The sequence below is a fragment of the Emticicia soli genome, from assembly GCF_037860775.1.
GTDB lineage: Bacteria > Bacteroidota > Bacteroidia > Cytophagales > Spirosomataceae > Emticicia > Emticicia soli.
In genome coordinates, this window is record NZ_JBBEWC010000007.1 from 238,034 (window position 1) to 256,829 (window position 18,796).

16 protein-coding genes are annotated in these 18,796 nt (G+C 38.0%); 2 read left to right on the forward strand and 14 right to left on the reverse strand.

The features are described from left to right. Position 1: 1 nt before the first annotated feature. From WAE64_RS13080 to WAE64_RS13145, 14 genes are all read right to left on the reverse strand, one after another. Positions 2-913 carry a ribonuclease Z gene (locus WAE64_RS13080; protein WP_340237125.1) on the reverse strand — a complete coding sequence of 304 codons (912 nt, stop codon included), beginning with the start codon at positions 911-913 and terminating at the stop codon, positions 2-4. 130 nt (positions 914-1,043) lie between these two features. Beyond that, positions 1,044-1,466 (reverse strand): anti-anti-sigma factor, encoded by a 423-nt coding sequence (locus tag WAE64_RS13085; protein WP_340237130.1) that lies wholly within the window; start codon positions 1,464-1,466, stop codon positions 1,044-1,046. Between the two features lie 59 nt (positions 1,467-1,525). Next, positions 1,526-2,398 carry a hypothetical protein gene (locus tag WAE64_RS13090; protein WP_340237132.1) on the reverse strand — a complete coding sequence of 291 codons (873 nt, stop codon included), beginning with the start codon at positions 2,396-2,398 and terminating at the stop codon, positions 1,526-1,528. A 30-nt stretch (positions 2,399-2,428) separates the two neighbouring features. Beyond that, entirely contained in the window at positions 2,429-3,469 is a 1,041-nt protein-coding gene (locus WAE64_RS13095; RefSeq protein WP_340237134.1) for a glycosyltransferase family 9 protein, read from the reverse strand. Between the two features lie 6 nt (positions 3,470-3,475). Next, complete coding sequence (locus WAE64_RS13100) at positions 3,476-4,456, reverse strand: glycosyltransferase (RefSeq protein ID WP_340237136.1); 981 nt, start codon at positions 4,454-4,456, stop codon at positions 3,476-3,478. Positions 4,457-4,471: 15 nt separating this feature from the next. Beyond that, positions 4,472-5,638, reverse strand: coding sequence for a glycosyltransferase family 4 protein (locus WAE64_RS13105; protein WP_340237138.1), 1,167 nt, complete (start codon positions 5,636-5,638; stop codon positions 4,472-4,474). 131 nt (positions 5,639-5,769) lie between these two features. Further along, on the reverse strand, positions 5,770-6,354 hold the full coding sequence (lpcA, locus tag WAE64_RS13110) for a D-sedoheptulose 7-phosphate isomerase (RefSeq protein WP_340237140.1): 585 nt from the start codon (positions 6,352-6,354) through the stop codon (positions 5,770-5,772). Positions 6,355-6,369: 15 nt separating this feature from the next. After that, complete coding sequence (locus WAE64_RS13115) at positions 6,370-7,476, reverse strand: glycosyltransferase (protein WP_340237141.1); 1,107 nt, start codon at positions 7,474-7,476, stop codon at positions 6,370-6,372. Continuing rightward, positions 7,473-8,450, reverse strand: a complete 978-nt coding sequence (locus tag WAE64_RS13120) for a glycosyltransferase family 2 protein (protein ID WP_340237143.1) — start codon at positions 8,448-8,450, stop codon at positions 7,473-7,475. Before WAE64_RS13120 ends, WAE64_RS13115 begins: the two co-directional genes overlap by 4 nt. Before the next feature lie 41 nt (positions 8,451-8,491). Then, positions 8,492-9,568, reverse strand: a complete 1,077-nt coding sequence (locus WAE64_RS13125) for a DegT/DnrJ/EryC1/StrS family aminotransferase (RefSeq protein WP_340237144.1) — start codon at positions 9,566-9,568, stop codon at positions 8,492-8,494. 213 nt (positions 9,569-9,781) lie between these two features. Next, on the reverse strand, positions 9,782-11,026 hold the full coding sequence (locus WAE64_RS13130) for an ABC transporter ATP-binding protein (protein ID WP_340237146.1): 1,245 nt from the start codon (positions 11,024-11,026) through the stop codon (positions 9,782-9,784). Between the two features lie 23 nt (positions 11,027-11,049). After that, positions 11,050-11,886, reverse strand: a complete 837-nt coding sequence (locus WAE64_RS13135; protein WP_340237148.1) for an ABC transporter permease — start codon at positions 11,884-11,886, stop codon at positions 11,050-11,052. 44 nt (positions 11,887-11,930) lie between these two features. After that, positions 11,931-13,037 carry a hypothetical protein gene (locus tag WAE64_RS13140; RefSeq protein ID WP_340237150.1) on the reverse strand — a complete coding sequence of 369 codons (1,107 nt, stop codon included), beginning with the start codon at positions 13,035-13,037 and terminating at the stop codon, positions 11,931-11,933. Between the two features lie 27 nt (positions 13,038-13,064). Continuing rightward, a complete protein-coding gene (locus tag WAE64_RS13145) occupies positions 13,065-15,551 on the reverse strand; it encodes a polysaccharide biosynthesis/export family protein (protein ID WP_340237151.1) in 2,487 nt (828 codons plus the stop codon). A 178-nt stretch (positions 15,552-15,729) separates the two neighbouring features. Here WAE64_RS13145 and WAE64_RS13150 point away from each other — a divergent pair, with 178 nt between their 5' ends. Together WAE64_RS13150 and pheA are read left to right on the forward strand one after the other, a co-directional pair. Continuing rightward, positions 15,730-17,628 carry a DNA topoisomerase IV subunit B gene (locus WAE64_RS13150; RefSeq protein WP_340237153.1) on the forward strand — a complete coding sequence of 633 codons (1,899 nt, stop codon included), beginning with the start codon at positions 15,730-15,732 and terminating at the stop codon, positions 17,626-17,628. 94 nt (positions 17,629-17,722) lie between these two features. After that, entirely contained in the window at positions 17,723-18,796 is a 1,074-nt protein-coding gene (gene pheA / locus WAE64_RS13155; protein WP_340237154.1) for a prephenate dehydratase, read from the forward strand.

An 18,796-nucleotide genomic window follows, 5' to 3' on the forward strand; every position in this document is an offset into this window, starting at 1 on the left:
CTTACAATTTAAAAGTAAGCCCTTCTTGTGCCAAATGGGTGTTTTCAAATACGGCCTTTGCTTCTGCAAGGTGCGTATCAAGCGTTTTGTAACGTGACGAATAATGCCCGATAATCAGCTGTTTTGCGTTTGATTTAAGCGCAATTGTAGCTGCTTGGCTAGCCGTAGAATGGTTGGTTTGTTGCGCACGTTTCAGTTCTGCCTCAATGAATGTAGCCTCATGAAAAATAGTAGTAACATTTTGCAATTGAGGAATTATAGCTTCATTATAAGCTGTATCTGAGCAATAGGCAAACGACTTTGAGGCTGCCCCTTCTGTAGTATACTCTTCGTTTTTATAGATTGCGCCGGTTAATGGGTCTTCAACGTCGTGGCCCTCTTTCAGTTTTTTAAGATATGGAATCGGGAAATTTTCCGGTAGTTTATCAACCAATAATTTCCTCTTCGTTGGTTTAGTTCTAAACAAAAAGCCTGCACAGTCTATTCTGTGTATCAAAGGAATAGTTTCAACCGTAAGTGCTGAAGTATCAAGAATGACACCTGGTTTTGCCGGATCTGTAACTACAAAGTTGATTTTGTAATGTAAGAATGTATGAGAATATTTAAACTGAGTTGTCAGGATTTCAGCTAACTCGGTTGGCCCATAAATCGTTAAATCATCTTTCCGCTGATTAAGATTCCAGCTTGATAACAAGCCGATTAGCCCAAAATAATGGTCACCATGCAAATGGCTTATAAAAATATGGCGGATACGGTACGTACGAACCTTATGCTCTAATAAACGGAACTGGGTACCCTCACCACAATCAATCAAAAAATGTTCATTTTCAAATGTCAACAAATAAGCTGATGGATTATGTTCGAGCACCGGAGTAGCAGAGCCTGTACCAAGTATTAAGAGTTCAAAATTCATAGTAATCCCATATCCCTCCACGGGGGATTTTTACAATAAATAAAATCTAGCTTGACTATTCTATTGTGAAGCGGATAACCAGGCAGTTCAGGTCTTAGAAGCTATTTAAGTGGTAACTTAAAGCAGTTTCTTAGTATTTTTCTTCTTGAAAACCATTTTCTTCTCCCAAATCAAATTCGTCGTCACTTTCTTCACGGAAATCATTCTCCAAGTCATTCATAAATACCGCATCAATCGCCTCTTCAGTTGTTGGCAAAATCACAAGTTCCGGCACTTTGGCCGAATCAATCTCATCAATAAGATCATCGTCTTTGGTAGCAATTATAAACAGCCCTTGTTCGTTTCTACACACTCTTGTTGCTTTTCTTATGAGCGTAAGTCCATCGTTGTCTACTTCGGTTACTTTCGCAAAATCAGCTATCATATTGGTGTAACCTTCACGATAAAGTTGCACAACGAGTTTTTCGAATGCAGGAGTAATTTCTGCACCAAAAGTAGTTTCATCTAATGATATAAGCGCGTATTGCTCGGTCTTATCAATTTTGTAATTCATAATAAAACGTCAGGTATTTTTGCAAAGGTAAGCGAAAATTTTATTTTCCTTCAAATGATTCAAATGAGGTCGACTAATTTGTCGATAAAACTATTGATTTTTCTGATATTTCGGGCAAAAATCTTGCCGAATTTTTTATTTTTAGGGTTTGAAAGTCCATAAAAAGCTAGCGTAGGGCTAATAGCATATTGCTGCACTTTCTTTTTATAATCTGCCCAATATTTCATTCCTTTAAAATTGACTGAAACGAGCACTTGGCCATTCACAGTATTATTGGTTTTGTCAATTGTGCGTTCCGGTAAATTCCATGTACCTATATTCAAGCCATTGTGTTTTATTATCAACACCCCATCATAAAGGTTCGGAATATGCTCCATCCACAATTGGTCGGCATTCAGGCCCTTGCATAGGTTAATGTAGCCTTTCTTAGCTGTGTTATTTCCCCACCAGCCAAGAAAACGAGTACTTTCATCTGATTGACGCAAAGCCAGGAAACCAGAATGGAAAATCCCTGTGTTAAGCGTCTGTTTTTCGTCGGGATGCACGCCTGCATGAAGCAATTGCGGTACAACAATAATATTGTAATTATTGAGATGCTCTTCAATAAAATCAATTTTACTATACAGTAAAGTTGTGCAATCAAAATACACAAGTTTTGCCGATTGCTGTAAGAAATGCTTCGCAAAAAAAGGTTTGCAGTTAGCCAATAATTCGCTTTGTGTATATTGCTGCGCCATTTCTTCAAGATAATCAATTTTTATCTCGTTTAAATCTATTACGGGATACTTGGCCTTGAAGTTGCTTGGTATTCTATCTTTTTTATCAACCAACCCTATGTAAAATTCAGCATCAGCATGGAATGATTTGATGGAATCACCAAGGGCATGGGCTTCGGGTAATTGATTTATATGACAAATCGTAAAAAATAGCATAAAAAAACTGTTAAAGACCAATTACGGCCCTCAACTTAATTGATGAGAAAAAGGTATGAGATTGTGTTGATGAAGTGCCTTTATTACGTCATCGACGGGTATTTCGGCACTTGGTCCTTCAGTATTGCGCAAAATTAAGGCATTTTCGCCAGATTTATACTTGCCTGAATAAGGAATATGATTTACAAAGTCTTCGAGCTTTCCTATCATTATTACGCCATAAGTACCTACGGCATTCGCTAAGTGCGCAGGGCCACTATCGATGCCAATAAACAATTTTGCTCGCCTGATTACTTCTCCGGTTTCTAGCAAATTTAGTTTTCCGCAGAGATTAATATAGCGTTTATCGCTAATGCGTAAATCACTGCTTAAGCCAATTTCAACTATGTGATAATCGGTTTTTTCGAGCAGGTAATTAATCAATGTCTCCCATTTAGTACTATCCCAATTACGGCTATTCTGTGCCGACTGGCAATGAACAACAAGATATTTATCGGGCAATTGTAAGCTATTAACTTTGGTGCGATGCGCTTCTGTTACAAATAAATTAGGTGCTAAATCATCAGTCGGCATTCCTGCAATTTTTTGCTGAACCATCAATAAATTGCCCTGAAAATAGTAATTACGTATCGTAATATTTTTGGCATCAGCCACTGGGTTTTCTACATAAGTATCGCAGATAGAACAATAGCTATTATTGCGGAATTGCAGGTTATACAATACATCAAAAATGCCTGAGTTTATCAATAATCGCCTCTGATTTGCACAGAATTCTTCAATAATGCCATCTAAATTCGGATTATTAGTTAATAATTCTTTGAATATGGGTTTCACAATCCAAAGAATATAATCTTCAGGGTGTTGGGCTCTTATTTGTCGGCTGATGGGTTCGCCTGCTACAATATCGCCAAACTGCTGTGTAAGCACAATGGCAACAACTTTTCGTTTGCCTAAAAATCTGATTTTTAAGAGTATGATTTTAAAATAGACTTTTAAAAAATGCAGGTAAACTTTTAAAAGGTGCGTATATTTTCGATAACGGTGTTGCCAGAGCGCAATAAATTTTTGCATATCCTGTTACGACTCAACTAATTGAGCTAATTTTTCTAAGGGCATTTTTAAATATTTTCTTACCCGCAAATATCGTTTTATTTTAGGAGGTTTAATATAATCGCATCGAAAATGTTTCCAATATAATTCGTTGTTTTTTAGTAGCTCGTTTTTGTATAATTCAAATAAGGGAACTATATCAGGGCGTTCTTCAAAGTTAATTCGGTTCTGGTATTTCGATACTTCGTTTGCTTTAGCAATCAGATAACCGCTATAGTGGAAAAACTGCAAAGGAAATGTTTCATTGATATACCATTTGCCATCTTGATTCGAGCAAAACCTCTCATGCAGATTCCAATAAGCTACATTGTAGCCTAAATGTTTATTTATTAATACATTATCAAAATAAACCGGAAAGAAATCAGCCCAGTGCTGGTCTACAAAAAGACCATTGCAAAGGTCAATAAGACACTCCTTTTCTAATTTCTTACACCACCAATCTACCATTTTACGTGTATCAGCAGAGCGATGCATTGCTACAAACCCAAAATTGAAAATACCTGTATTAACAACATCTTCTTCATTTTGCCACTTGTTGTCGTTGTAAGGTGTAACGATATGCGGCGTAACAATGATGTTATATTTTTCTAAGTTTTCTTCAAGGTGCGTAAGCTTATCAAAAACGATAATATCAGGGTCGAAATAGATAATGTTATCTGCCTCGGTATGATTCTTTAGAAAATAATCTATATAAAATGGCTTTACTGCTGTGTTTAGTTCTGTAATATCGTAGCGCTCGCACATACCTGCCAAATCGGCAATATTTATTTTATCGAGCTCAAGCAATGGGTATTCAGGCAGTTTGCTGGTATCAATCTCTTTCGTGTCAAGTTTATCTACTAAACCAATGATAAATTTGATATGTGGATTATGTTTTTTGAGCGAATCGCCCAAAGTATGTGCCTGTGCCAGATAATTGACCGAACAAAGTGTAAAAGCAAGTGTCATAAGAGTTGGTGTCTTTCAAGACAGATTTTCTAATAATTTTTCGATTTTCAGAATCGAATTTTCGAAACTATATAGTGTAAGGACTTTTTCTTTGGCTCTTTTTCCCTGAGCACCTGTTGGATTGGTTTTGTGAGAAACAATAGCCTGTGCCATAGCCTGAATGTCAAGGTAAGGGAAAAGCTGTCCGGCATCTTGTTCTATAAACTCTGAGCAGCCTCCGGTTTTTTCAAAGCCAAAAATAATCCTTTCAGATAAGGCTGCTTCGAGCATTACCAACGGAAATGGGTCTTCTCTTGAAACAACAGCAAATATATCGAAACAATTAATTAATTCTACAGCTTCGGGAGTAGGTTCGATAAAAGTGATGTGATGCTGAATACCCATCTTTATAACATCAAAAATCACCTGATTATAGTATTCGCCTTCTTTTTTTACACCAACCCATGCAAAATGTATATTTTCCGGCGCAATACTCAATACATTTTTGGCAAGTAAAGCAAATATATCTAAGCCTTTGCGCCATTCGGCATTACCGCAACCACCTATCAGAAAAGCCTTTTCAGGAATACCATATTTTCTTCTGATAGCTGCCTGCTTGGTTTCTGCTGCTCGTTTTAGTACATCAGCATTGTTAACAAAAGAATGAATTACTTCAACTTTTTGCGTAGACACGCCATGATTTTCTATGATATTATCTGCCACGGCTTGCGAGCAAGCAATTAGCTTAGTAGTATTATCAAACAAAAATTTTCTGTTTTCTGCCGATGAATAAAGCTGAATAGAAAACTCCAATTCGTGAATATGTGTAATAAGTGGTGCTTTCAGATACGAAAGTAACTCAGGCATTACCCACGCAGTAGCAATGGTATTGGTATAAATACAATCAAAATTCTCGGATTGTAATTTCGCTTTTAAAGCTTCTTTCGCCGCTTGGTTTGGATTGCTATCTTTCAGTTTGAGTTTTTTCAATACCTTATCCTGCAAGCTTAATGTTGTATTTGCGGGCTCGTTTGGATATTTAGAAACAGGGCAAATCTGCTCAAAATCCTTTTCTAATGAGCCTCCGCCAAGCAGCAGCAAGTGCATAGACATCTTTTTCTGCTGGAAATATTGCATAATATTCAGCAAAAAAATCTGTGCTCCGGCCCGGTTGGCATCATGACTAATAAAAAGGATTTTCATACTTAAGTATTGAGTGATTTTTGTCTGAACTATGATTTACCTGATTCAGCTGATTTCGCTGACTCACAAATTGATTTTAGCTGATTCTTAAATAAAATCAGTGAAATCATATAAATCAGGTAAATCATAGTTCAAGACTTCACAACCATCTTCTCAATCAAGAGCATCAGGATATGGATTACTTTGATATGGATTTCTTGAATACGGTCAGCATAGCCAAAGTGTGGAACGATAATCTCGGCATCGGCTACTCCTTTGAGTTTACCCCCATCTTTACCCGAGAAAACCACTACTTTCATGCCTTTTTCACGGGCTGCTTGCACAGCATTGATAATATTTTTTGAGTTACCACTTGTGCTGATACCTAGTAGCACATCACCCTCGTTCCCTAAACCTTCAATGAATCTCGAAAAAACGAAGTCATAGCCGTAATCGTTGGCTGTGCAAGAAATATGGCTTGGGTCAGAAATGGCAATAGCAGCCAATGCACGACGGTTTTCACGGTAGCGGCCCGATAACTCTTCGGCAAAATGCATGGCATCGCAATGCGAGCCACCATTACCACAAGAGATAATCTTCTTGCCATTTTTCAGTGCATCAGCCATCAGAATAGCAATAGACTCTATATTTTTAATATTTTCTTCCGACGAAATAAAATTATCAAGCACTTGCTGTGCTTCTTTCAACTCACCCAGAATATCATTCAAATTATTCATCTTTTATGCTTCTTATTAATTTTCATTAAAGAATTTTACCCACTTATCAATCTGATTTTTTATGTCAAAAGTCAAAGCACGGTTTTTTAATACATCTTTATCTATCTTAACCTTCTTTTCCTGAATCTGAATGATAGCATTGGCCAAATCTTTCGGATTAAAGCTATCTACTACAACACCCATACCTTCTTGTAAAAACTCTGCAACACCGCCCGAATTGAAACTTGCAATTGGTTTTTGCAGAAAAGCAGCCTCAATCATTACTAAAGGGAAGGGGTCTTCTCGTGCTAGCAAAACAAAACCATCGGCTAAGTTTAGGTAATCATAATATTCTTTCGATTGCTCTCCCAATTCAATGAAATTCAGTTTTTCTATCTTTTTGCGTTGCTCAATGTAGTGTAATACGCCTGTTTTCTTGGTATAGCCCAGCCACAGCAGATAGGTGTTGGCTGGTAAATTAGCCAATAAATCAAGGGCTAAATCATAACCTTTACGAAGATTCATAGAGCCAGACATCATCCAGATATTCGCATCTTGTGGTATGTTTAGCTTTTTTCTTAAATCTTGCGGCTTTTGGCTGATAAGTACTTTATCGGTATCTATAAACTCATGTAGCAAAACCGTATTCTTATAACCCATTTGCTGAATACGTTTTTCTACAATGGCAGAGCAACAAATGATTTTCTCGGCATTATCAAACTGAAATTTGAAATCGTCGTACACAATTTCGTCGTAGACACTTACCAACTCATGCACGTGCACGTAATAAGGTATGTTCAGACTCTTAGCCAACCTTGCAAAGCGTGGCATTGTGAGGGTATTCAAATACCATTTATCGGCCTGTACTTGTTTCTGGATTTTCAGTAACCTGGCCTCTTCGGGTAGCTTTTTAAATAGCTTAAAGTAGATACCCTCATATATTTTATAAATAAAGCCTTGTTTAGTGCTATTGATAAAGGTAATATCGGCCGTTGAATGTTTAGCAAAGAGCTCGCCATTCTGACAACTATAAATAACCGATTTGATTTTACCTGATAAATGCCGAAGCAAATACCAGAGCATCATTTCAGAACCTGTTCGTCCGCCGGTTGGTGTAAGAAAAAGGATGGTTTTTCCGTTCATTTAATTTTATAAAAAGTCGGTTTTTTAAGTAAAATTCTCCAGAAAAACTTGGAGAACGTACCTATAGTACCTGCAAATCTTTTCTGATTATACAAATCACCGAATGGATTTTTTATTTTCAAAAGATTAGAGACAATTTTCATCAAAAAAAACGTTGGCACCCACAGCCAATAGTGCAGCATCATCAGAAAATAATGGAATGCACCAAATTGTTTACGAATCCAAACGAGGTTCGAAAGCTGAATTTGTTCGTCAAATCTATTAAAATAAGTGTAGTTTTGTGCTTCTTCGTAGCGTTCGGGTTTGCTGCCCCATTCTTCGTGAATAATTCGACAATCTTTAAAAACCAGTTGTTTACCTACTTTGCCTAATCGATAACCCCACTCGGTATCTTCGCCATAGAGAAAAAACTCTTCGTCGAAACCTCTGGTTTTTTCAAAGCCTTCACGGCGCACCATCAAAAAAGCCGCAGCAATGTAATCTACCTGCTCGGGGTCATTGTATTTGGTGTAAGGAATAAGTTTATCAAGGTATTTTCTGAAAGTAGGAGGGGTTATCCAGAAATCACGACGGAAAGTAAAGGTATGATAAAATGCACGAGGGCTAAGGTCTGGATAAACCTGATATGCCCCACCTGCTATGGCATCAGGGCGTTTGTCTAGTAACTCTACACAGGTATCTATTACGGGCTCAAACAATTTGGTGTCAGAGTTCAACAATAGAAAATACCTGCCTTTGGCGTTTTTCATGCCTAGGTTATTGGCACGGCCAAAACCGGCATTATAGCCCATAGGCATCCACTTTACTTCAGGAAATAGCTTTTTTACGTAGCCTTCGTCGTCGCCTTTTGACTGGTTATCTACAATAATTACTTCATAGCTTACCCGTTTGGTAAACTGTTGCACTGTTTTCAGACACTCAACAATCAACTCCGGTGTACGATAATTAACTATAATTATTGATACATCTATCACTAATGAGACAAATTTGATTTAAAATGATTAATAGGACTTGACTAAAGTGTGGCGTTTACGACTCGTGCAATACGCTCAACGTCTTTAAGGTCTAGGTCATAATACAATGGTAAAGATAATGCTGCTGCCGACATTTTTTCAGAAACAGGGCAGGGATTATAAAAATCGAGGTAAGGAAGCTGATTTAATGATGGATAAAAATAGCGGCGTGGCACAATATCTTCCTTTTTTAACGCCTCGGTTACTTCCAGCAGTTTTTCTTCTGAAGGCAACATAACCGGATAGTAAGCATAGTTGTACACAAAGCCAGCAATATCCTGCTTTGGTTGTTTTAATTTGCTCCAGTCTAAAAGTGCATCGTATTTTTCTGAAATTACTTTGCGTTGCCGTATAATTTCATTTACTCGTGGCAAGTTGCAAAGACCCATAGCCGCATGAAACTCAGAGTTTTTGGCATTGATGCCCATCATAAAATAGTCATCGTTTTTGTGACCGAAACTACGGTAATGTGAAAGTGTTTTGGCTAAATCATCGTCTTTGCAAATTACGCAACCACCTTCTACCGTATGAAACACCTTTGTAGCATGAAAACTGCAAGTAGCTACATCGCCAAATGCAAGTACCGATTGCCCATGATAAGTAGCACCAAAACAGTGCGCGCCATCATAAATCACTTTCAGCTTATATTTTTGAGCAATCTTCTCTATTTTTTCTACATCGCATGGGCGCCCATACACATGAGTAGCCAGAATGGCGGAAGTTTTATCGGTAATAGCCTGCTCAATAAGATTGGCATCAATATTATAAGTGTCGGCCTCTATGTCAACAAACACAGGCTTTACATTCTCCCAAAGTATTGAAGTAGTTGTAGCACAATACGAAAACGGCGTGGTGATGATTTCGCCTTTCAGATTAAGCGCTTTAATGGCAATTTGTAAGGCTATGGTGCCATTAGTAACATATAGTAGGTTTTTTACTCCTAAATAGGTTTTCAATTCCTCTTCTAATTCACGAACCATCGGCCCGTTATTAGTCAACCATGCACTCTCCCAAATACCTTTTATTTTAGCCTGGTATTCTTCAATTGGTGGTAAAAAAGATTTTGTTACGTTTATCACTATATTGAAACACTATGTTTAAACTGATGAAGAAACTAAGCATATTCAGTGGTGATTTTCGGGCCTGCAAATAAACTTTACCGACTGAATTACAAGGCTGAATATGTTCGAAAAATGTTATTTACAAAAGTAGTTATTATTCGAAAATAAAGAAGATGATTTTAAGAATCCTTATACCTGATTATTATCATTTTAATATCATGCACAGATTCATTAAATTAAGCCATCAACTTTCCATGTCTTCACGTGCATATTAATAGGGCGTATAGCACCTGGCCATTTGCCATACCAGTTTGTGCCTTCTCTGAAATCGGCTACATCAAAACTGATGGCGTCTTCCATAAAGAAAATAGGGTCGGCAGTGTCTTTTACTATCATTACCGAAATATAGTAAGAGCCATCGTTCAGGAAATTTCCCGGAATCTCCAACATACCCTTAATCAAGCCTTTGCTGAAAGTTTTAGACTGGCTGCCTACGTTAAATACACATTCACCCGTCATGTTATATAAAAATACACTTAGGTTGAGGTCGGCAGTATCAAGCATATTCCAGAACTCAAAACTGATTTTCAGTGGCGTACGTACATCTATATTTTTGCTGCCGTTTATCAGGTCTGGCAATACTTCAATATGTTTCACTCTCACTAAATCATTACCCGGCGCATCCTCAGGGTTTTCCCAGTTCTGGCTTAGCTGAAATCTTGAAATACTTGCCATGTAATCGTGCAATACCTCACCAACTTCGCCATATTTTACAAGATTCCCTTTTTGCAGAAAAGCAGCTTTGTTACAAAGCCCTTGGATAGCCGTGGCATTATGGCTCACAAAAAGCACTGTTCGGCCACTTGACGACACATCTTTCATTTTACCAAGGCTTTTTTTCTGAAATTCAGAATCACCTACGGCTAATACTTCATCAACAATCAATATTTCGGGCTCAAGGTGTGCTGCAATAGCAAAGCCTAGGCGCACATACATGCCCGACGAATAACGTTTCACGGGAGTATCAAGAAATTTTTCAATGCCTGCAAAATCAACAATGGCATCAAATTGTTTCCTGATTTCATCTTGGCGCATACCTAAAATAGCACCATTCAGAAAAATATTCTCACGCCCGGTTAGTTCAGGGTGGAAACCCGTACCCACCTCAAGCAAGCTAGCCATGCGGCCTCTTACTTTTACTTCGCCATACGTTGGCTCAGTAATACGGCTTAGTACTTTCAATAAAGTTGATTTCCCGGCTCCGTTCGAACCCACAATACCTACTCTGTCGCCTTGTTGGATGTCAAAACTTACACCTCGCAATGCCCAGAAAACCTCTTTTGTTTCTTGCTCTTCTTTACTGGTAAAAAATTCTTGTACAAAACCGGTAAGAGTTTCTTTTAAATTCTGATACTTCTTCTTTTTATGACTAAGTACGTACTTTTTTGATATATTTTTTATAGAAATTGCGTTCATGCGAAATGCCACTCAAGGGTGCTTTAAATATAATCGACAAAAGAGTTTTCGTTTTTACGGAAAAACCAAATTGCAAAAATGACCGAAATAGTTACAAATACAAGTGTTGGTATTAAACTTTGCCAATTAAATGGAGCATAGTCTCCTAATAACGACCATCTTAGGCCATCAATAGTGCCTACAACCGGATTTAGATTATAATAAGGATACCACCATGCATCTTTTTGTTGTTCGCTTGTATAACCAACCGGTGAAATGAAAAATCCAAACTGTACTATAAACGGAATTATCTGGGCAATATCACGGTATTTTACGTTTAGTACTGAGGCTATCAAACCAAAACCAAAAGCCCCTAAATAGGCAAGAAGCATAAATAAAGGAGCAAATATAATGTGCCAGCTAGGTACAAAATGGTAGTAGATACAGAACACAAAAAACATAGCAAATGCTATAAGTGCATCTAAAAGCCCAACAAGTAATGAACTGAAAGGGATAATAATACGTGGGAAGTAGACCTTCGAGACCAGATTGCTGTTACCAACAATACTATTACTGATTTGCGAAAGACATTGAGAAAAAAACAACCAGATGATTACACCCGGAATTACAATAAGCATATAGGGTAGGGTGGCATCAACTTCCATTTTGGCAATTTTGCCAAAAGCAAAGGTCATTACCAGCGCAGTGAGTAAAGGACGAAAAACTGCCCAGGCTATGCCTAAGACAGTTTGTTTGTAGCGCACCATTACGTCACGCTTACCTAATATCCAGAATAATTCTCTTTGTTGCCAGACTTCTCTCCAATAATGTAGTGCCGATTTACCCGCTTTAATTACTACTTCGTTCTCCGATTTTTTCATTCACAAAAGATTCTATACAAACAGACAAAAATATTTTTTTCAAATTAGCTTACTAACTCCTGATAGGTTTTACGTGCAATGATAAAAATCAGGCAAACGAAAAATCCTAGAAACGCTCCTATTTTGGTGCTTCCGCCAATGGTATAGTCTTTACGCAATAAAGGTAAGCGTACAGGCTGAAGCAGAGTAAACAGTGGAGTCTGGTGTATTAATAACATACGAAGGTTCTCAACGGTTGCCATTTGCGTATAATATTGATTCGAAATAAAGGTGTTATTTCTATTCAATTGTTGCTGGCGCATAGGGGCTGTTGGGTCAACAGCATTCATGTTCTGGAAAGTCGTAATAGCCAACTGGCGGTCGGTTGAGTTAAGTTTGCCTTGAAGCTCGTTTAATCTCTCAACCTGAATATCATATATCTCTTTGGTTTTCTTAGTACGAACATCAATGTAGAATTCCTCAAGCGTTTTCAAAAGCGTTTCAAGCCATACTTTGGTTAGCATTTCACTATTTGTAGTTGCCGACAAAATCATGATTGAGCCATTTTTATCTAATGGTTTCAACTCTGTTTGTTTAAGCAATTTTTCGTAGATAGTAGCTACCAACTCATTTTCGGTTTTGTTGAATTTCTCTGGGTCTTTAGGAACAAATCTGAAATTGATAGCGGCTTTGTTTGGCTCATGGAACATATCGCCACCCCATTCTTTAATTCTGATATCACTACTATCTTTATAATAGTTGATGAAAAGGGTCTTTTTGCCATAAATTGTTACTTCTTTCATCAAAGCTCTTTCGTACAGAGTCTTCGATGAAGTAACAAGGTTAAAATTACCACCACTAAATAAATCATTAGATTGGGCACCCATATTACCAACGCCAAAGGCAGTGGCAATACCTGCAAAACCACCCATGCCGCCACCTTGATTGGCCGAGCCTGACTCAAGGTTAAACTGAATTTCGCCATAGTACTGCGACTCTTTGAAGTTTTTTATATCAAGTAAAATACTGATGATTGTACCTGCAGCAATACCAATCAATAAGAGTTTCCACTCACTGCCAATCAGTTTAAATATATTAGCTATCTTCTGAATCAAATCTTTGGTACTGATTTGTTCTTCTTGTATTATTTGTGTTTCAGCCATTTTGGTCATATAAAATAATGTTGTGTTACAGCCTTTTTATCTTGTGATTCGTAAGATACCAATGATACCAATAAGGGTAGTAATGGTTGCACTAACAGTACCTAGCAAGTTCTGAACCTGAGAAATCTGTTGTTGCGCTGTTGCTGTTTTTTGAGGAATAATGATTTCTGAACCCGGTGCTACTCTTGGGTATATGTTAACAAATAAGAATCGTCTTGTTCTATCAACCGAGCCATTTGCATAAAGTACGTATGATTTACTTTTCAGAGAGCGTTTTGTGAAACCACCTGCTTTTGAGATATAGTTCATAAAATTGTCTCTGTCGAAGAATTTAACTGTTGTTGGGTATAAAACCTCACCTTGCACACGTACTGTTTCCAAACGCTTAGGAATACGGATAACATCACCATCTTGTAGAATCATATCTTCACTAGAACCCGGATTCTCAAGAATCTTTCTTAAATCAATACCAATCAACGATTTTTTAGTGGCATCGACGTCTTCAACTTCAATGGCCTGATTACCTTTTACACTATTGGCAATTTCGTTAATTGTTTTTCTGCGTTGTTCTATTTCAATTTCGCTCAACTGCACTTCTCTGATTAAAGTTGCACCTTCGAGGTATGACTGAGGCGTAAGACCACCAGCACGTTTAACGATGTCCGAAACTTTTTCGTCTTTACTTTTGATACCATATTTGGCAGGGAAAATCACTTCGCCTTCTACATCAACAAAAGCTTGTTTTACGTAGTTTGGCGATTTTCTGATGAAGATTTCATCAAATGGAAACAACACAAAGTTGTTGCCCGCTTGCTCTACACTTAAATCAGGACGAATATTAAACTCGTAAGTATCTGAAATTTGGGCATTAGCTGAGGTAGGGTCAACATTGCGTTTTCTACGGACAACCTCCACTCTTGATAACGATGCCGACTCTGACAAACCACCAACTTTTACCAATACGTCTTCAATAGTAAGGTTTCTTACAAAAGGTAATTCAATGCCTTCTTCACCTTCAGGGTTATTGATTGCCCCCTGAATACGCACGTATGCAGGCTCTGTCAAATCAAATATTGACGGAATCGTAACCAAGTCTTCACGTTTCAGCGGTACATCAGCGGCTTTACCTTTCATAATATCATCAAGGTTTACCGAGATATTTTCGATAATCATGTCGTCACGGGTTCTTACAATGGCAATTCTACCAGTAAGAGCTTCACCTCTTAGTCCCTCTGCCGATTTAATTAACTCTAATAAAGTTGTATTGTTATCTAACGAATACTGACCCGGACGGAAAATAGCTCCTTCAATAGAAACCATATTTTCGTAACGCTCTAATAATCTTTCTGTTACAATTGAGTCGCCAGACATTACATTGAAAGTTGGGAAGTCAGTTTCCATTACATCAATAATTCTGCGCTCTCTGCTTGTATTTCTATGTACTTTTAAGCGGTGTTTGTATGCATATTGGTTAAATCCACCTGCATAAGTTATCGCATCTTGTAATTTTTCGTTTTCAGTTAACTCAAACAAACCGTTTCGTTTTGTATTTCCTTGCATAGCTATACGGGCCAGATAAGGAGTTACCTGCACCACATCTTGGTCTTGCAAAATAATGTTGTTTTTAGCATAGCCTCTCATCAATACCTCGTAAAGGTCAAGCGTTGCTGCAACTCTGTTGTTACGTATTACTTGAATTTTACGATAAGTGCCTAGTTCGTTTGGCCCACCGCACACATAAAGTGCATTAAGAATAGTAGAAAGCGATGATAAGGTATATGTACCGGGTGCTATAACTTCACCTGTAATAGTTACTTTAATACTTCTGATATTACCCAACGAAACCACTAAGTGCGTATTGGCAGGGTTACCTGCATAAGGCATTAAGCCAATATAAACTTTCGATAATTTATTTAAAATTTTCTCACGGGCTTGTTCCATTGTAGAACCTGCCAGATATACCAAACCTACACGGTCTAATGTAATATAACCATCGGGCGAGATAATTGCTTTATAAGTAGCTTGTGAATAACCGTAGATTTCGATAATCAACTGGTCGTTTGGCCCTAAGATATAGTTGCTTGGCGTTGCAATATTAATAGCAGGTGTAGGGTCAAACTTAATTGTGTTGAATAAATTATAACCAAAAATTCTTCTTCTTAAAGTTACTTTTGCTACGTCTTGGTCTTCTTCTTGCTCACGTATTTGTCTCAGCGAATCTTCTCTTGTCATGGCAAGCTGGTCAGCCGCATTCAACTGTAAGTTTCTGATACCGTTAGGATCATTGGTTACTGCGGCACGATTCCGGTTTTGTGTTTGCGGTGCCTGAGGATTTTGGTTACGCCCGATTGGCATATTAGGGTTAGCCGGAGTGTTTGCTGGATTCGCTGGAGTAACAGGTGCGTTTGTTGGTGCATTCGCTGGAGCATTGCCTGTATTTTGTCCAAAAGAATTGCTAATTATTAGTGTAAAAAGCGTAATTTTGAGAAAACTTTGTAAGAAATTATTTTTGTTAAATTTCATATGTATAACGTTATTTGCCGAATTGCTGTTTAAGTATTTAATGCGCAAGAGATGAAAACATTGCAAAGTAAGCGAAGTTTTTTTATTTTTTTGCTGTTTCATATTAAGTATGTGTTAAAAAGAACTTTGAAATACAAAGTAAAATATTAAAATCGAATAAATCAAAATTTTTTTCAAAATGGCTGAAAATAAGGAAGTAACTTATAATGAAGATAGTATCCGTTCGCTCGATTGGAAAGAACACATAAGATTGCGCCCTGGTATGTATATCGGGAAATTAGGCGATGGTTCGGCGGCTGACGACGGAATCTATGTTTTGTTAAAAGAGGTGTTAGACAATTGCATTGATGAGTATGCCATGGGCTATGGGAGGTCTATTGAAATAAAATTAGAGGAGGGCTCTGTTGAGGTAAGAGACTATGGCCGTGGGATTCCGCTCGGAAAAGTGGTTGATGTTGTATCAAAAATAAACACCGGCGCCAAGTATGATAGCAAGGCTTTCCAGAAAGCCGTTGGGTTGAATGGCGTTGGTACAAAGGCAGTAAATGCCCTTTCGTCATATTTTAAAGTACAGGCTTTCAGAGAAGGTAAATCTAAATGGGCCGAATTTACCAAAGGTGATTTGGTAAAAGAATCGCAGATTATTGATTCTGACCAAAAGAATGGAACATTGGTGTCGTTTACGCCAGATGCCAGCGTTTTTAAGCATTACCATTATATACCGCAATTTGTTGAGGCCATGATATGGAATTACTGCTACCTGAATGCAGGAATGACCATTGTATTCAATAAGCAAAAGTATATTTCTCAGAATGGTTTATTAGACTTGCTTCGTCGTAAAACCGATGAAGAGTCGCTGCGTTACCCAATCATTCACTTAAAAGGAGAAGATATTGAAGTAGCACTTTCGCATAGTAATCAATATGGTGAAGAATACTACTCATTTGTAAACGGCCAAAATACTACACAGGGTGGAACGCACCTTTCGGGCTTCCGTGAGGCAATTGTGCGTACTGTGCGTGAACACTTTGGTAAAGACTATGCACCGGAAGATATTCGCCAGTCTATTATCGGGGCAATCTCAATTCGAGTACAAGAGCCTGTTTTTGAGTCTCAGACAAAAACCAAACTTGGTTCATTGACAATGTCACCTGAGCCAAACTCTCAAACCGTAAGGGTATTTATTGCTGATTTCCTGAAAGAAAAACTAGATAATTTCCTTCACATGAATCCGGCAATTAAAGAAGCCTTAAAGAAAAGAATTGAGCAGTCGGAAAGAGAGCGTAAGGAATTGGCTGGAATTAAGAAGCTAGCTAACGAAAGAGCCAAAAAAGCTAATTTGCATAATCGTAAGCTAAGAGATTGCCGTTTCCACTTAGACGACGAAAAGAATGAAAAACGCTTTGACACCGTAATGTTTATTACCGAGGGAGACTCCGCTAGTGGTTCTATTACCAAAGCCCGAAATCCTGAGTTACAAGCGGTTTTCAGTTTGAGAGGAAAGCCTCTAAACAGTTTCGGACTAACCAAAAAGATAGTTTACGAAAATGAAGAGTTTAACCTCTTGCAACACGCACTCAATATTGAAGAAGGATTAGATGGCTTACGCTACAAAAAAATTATTGTAGCTACCGATGCTGACGTTGACGGTATGCACATTCGTTTACTTTTGTTGACGTTCTTCTTGCAGTTTTTCCCTGATTTAGTAAGAGAAGGACACCTTTATATTTTGGAAACGCCGTTATTCAGGGTTAGAAATAAGAAAGAGACCATCTATTGCTATTCTGACGAAGAAAAAGAAAAGGCGATTAAGAAACTTGGACCGAAGCCTGAAATCACCCGTTTCAAAGGTCTGGGTGAAATTTCACCTAATGAGTTTGAAGGTTTTATCGGCGAAGATATAAGGTTAGAGCCGGTTATTTTAGAAAAAGAGTCTTCAATTGCCAAGATTCTTAGCTATTACATGGGCAAAAACACACCAGACCGCCAAAAATTCATTATCGATAACCTAAGAGTAGAAAAGGACGAAGTTGATGAGGTTTTAGGGAAAATTATTGACATAAAAGATGTTGCATAAAATACATAGTCTCGGTGTTGATTGGCACCGAGACTATTTTATAAATAACAAAGCCCCTTACATAATTTTTGAAATTTAAACACCTATCCAAACAGTGACACTCGAGGAAATACGCAAAGACATTGATTCGATTGACGACCAATTGTTAGTATTGCTTAATCAACGTATGCAGTTAGTGCATAAAGTTGGCGAAATTAAGCGTTCAACCAAAGCCCTTATATACAGACCGGAGCGAGAAAAGCAGATTCTTGACCGGATGAACTCTCAAAATGATGGCCCACTTAACAAACAAGCCATTGAGGCTATTTTCCTTGAAATCTTTGCGGCAGCACGTAACATTGAGCTACCGGAAAGAGTAGCTTTTTTAGGGCCGGAAGGGAGCTTTACTCACCAGGCCGCCGAGAGCCGTTTTGGTGCTATGAGCGAATACATGACTCTGCCAACCATAAAGTCGGTATTTGAAGCAGTTGATACTGGTCGGGCTAAGTTTGGGGTGATTCCGATTGAAAATAATCAGGAAGGAATTGTTTATGAAACCGTTGATTTGCTCAACGAAATGAATGTAAACGTGGCTGCCGAATTGAAGATTCCGGTACATTTTGCATTGGCAACCGAAGCCGAAAATCCATCGAAAATTAAGCGCATTTACTCTAAAGATATTGCTTTCAGACAATGTAGAGGCTTTTTGAATAAGTATTTTGAGCAAACACACCCAGAAGAAATTCAGGTAGAATCTACCTCAAAAGCTGCTAAGCTAGCCGCTGAAGACCCCGAGAGTGCAGCTATCTGCTCTGAAATTGCCGCAAAGTTATTCAGCTTACCAATTTTGTTCAATAACATTGAAGACAATGGGCAGAATCGCACACGTTTTTATATTCTGGCAAAAGAGTTTGTAAACGGAAAAAGCGGCAATGATAAAACAACCATTATTGCCCGCCTGCCTGATACCGATAAGCCGGGTATCCTTGCAGGATTCTTACAAGATTTTAAAAAGGCAGGCATTAACTTAACTAAGATTGAAAGCCGCCCGTATAAAGGAAGTGAAGACTTTAATTTCTGGTTTTTTATAGAGCTTGAAGGCTTCTTTAAAGACGAGAACGTAGAGAAGGTCTTTAAAAAACATAAAAATACAATCAAATGGTTGGGCAGTTATGTAAAAAATGCCTGA

Bases quoted from the DNA above. Each gene is read 5' to 3' on its own strand.
- WAE64_RS13085 (WP_340237130.1), bottom strand. From the start codon at position 1,466: ATGAATTACAAAATTGATAAGACCGAGCAATACGCGCTTATATCATTA.
- WAE64_RS13130 (WP_340237146.1), bottom strand. From the start codon at position 11,026: ATGAACGCAATTTCTATAAAAAATATATCAAAAAAGTACGTACTTAGT.
- WAE64_RS13140 (WP_340237150.1), bottom strand. From the start codon at position 13,037: ATGACCAAAATGGCTGAAACACAAATAATACAAGAAGAACAAATCAGT.
- WAE64_RS13095 (WP_340237134.1), bottom strand. From the start codon at position 3,469: ATGCAAAAATTTATTGCGCTCTGGCAACACCGTTATCGAAAATATACG.
- lpcA (WP_340237140.1), bottom strand. From the start codon at position 6,354: ATGAATAATTTGAATGATATTCTGGGTGAGTTGAAAGAAGCACAGCAA.
- WAE64_RS13080 (WP_340237125.1), bottom strand. From the start codon at position 913: ATGAATTTTGAACTCTTAATACTTGGTACAGGCTCTGCTACTCCGGTG.
- WAE64_RS13100 (WP_340237136.1), bottom strand. From the start codon at position 4,456: ATGACACTTGCTTTTACACTTTGTTCGGTCAATTATCTGGCACAGGCA.
- WAE64_RS13115 (WP_340237141.1), bottom strand. From the start codon at position 7,476: ATGAACGGAAAAACCATCCTTTTTCTTACACCAACCGGCGGACGAACA.
- WAE64_RS13105 (WP_340237138.1), bottom strand. From the start codon at position 5,638: ATGAAAATCCTTTTTATTAGTCATGATGCCAACCGGGCCGGAGCACAG.
- WAE64_RS13090 (WP_340237132.1), bottom strand. From the start codon at position 2,398: ATGCTATTTTTTACGATTTGTCATATAAATCAATTACCCGAAGCCCAT.
- WAE64_RS13145 (WP_340237151.1), bottom strand. From the start codon at position 15,551: ATGAAATTTAACAAAAATAATTTCTTACAAAGTTTTCTCAAAATTACG.
- WAE64_RS13150 (WP_340237153.1), top strand. From the start codon at position 15,730: ATGGCTGAAAATAAGGAAGTAACTTATAATGAAGATAGTATCCGTTCG.
- WAE64_RS13135 (WP_340237148.1), bottom strand. From the start codon at position 11,886: ATGAAAAAATCGGAGAACGAAGTAGTAATTAAAGCGGGTAAATCGGCA.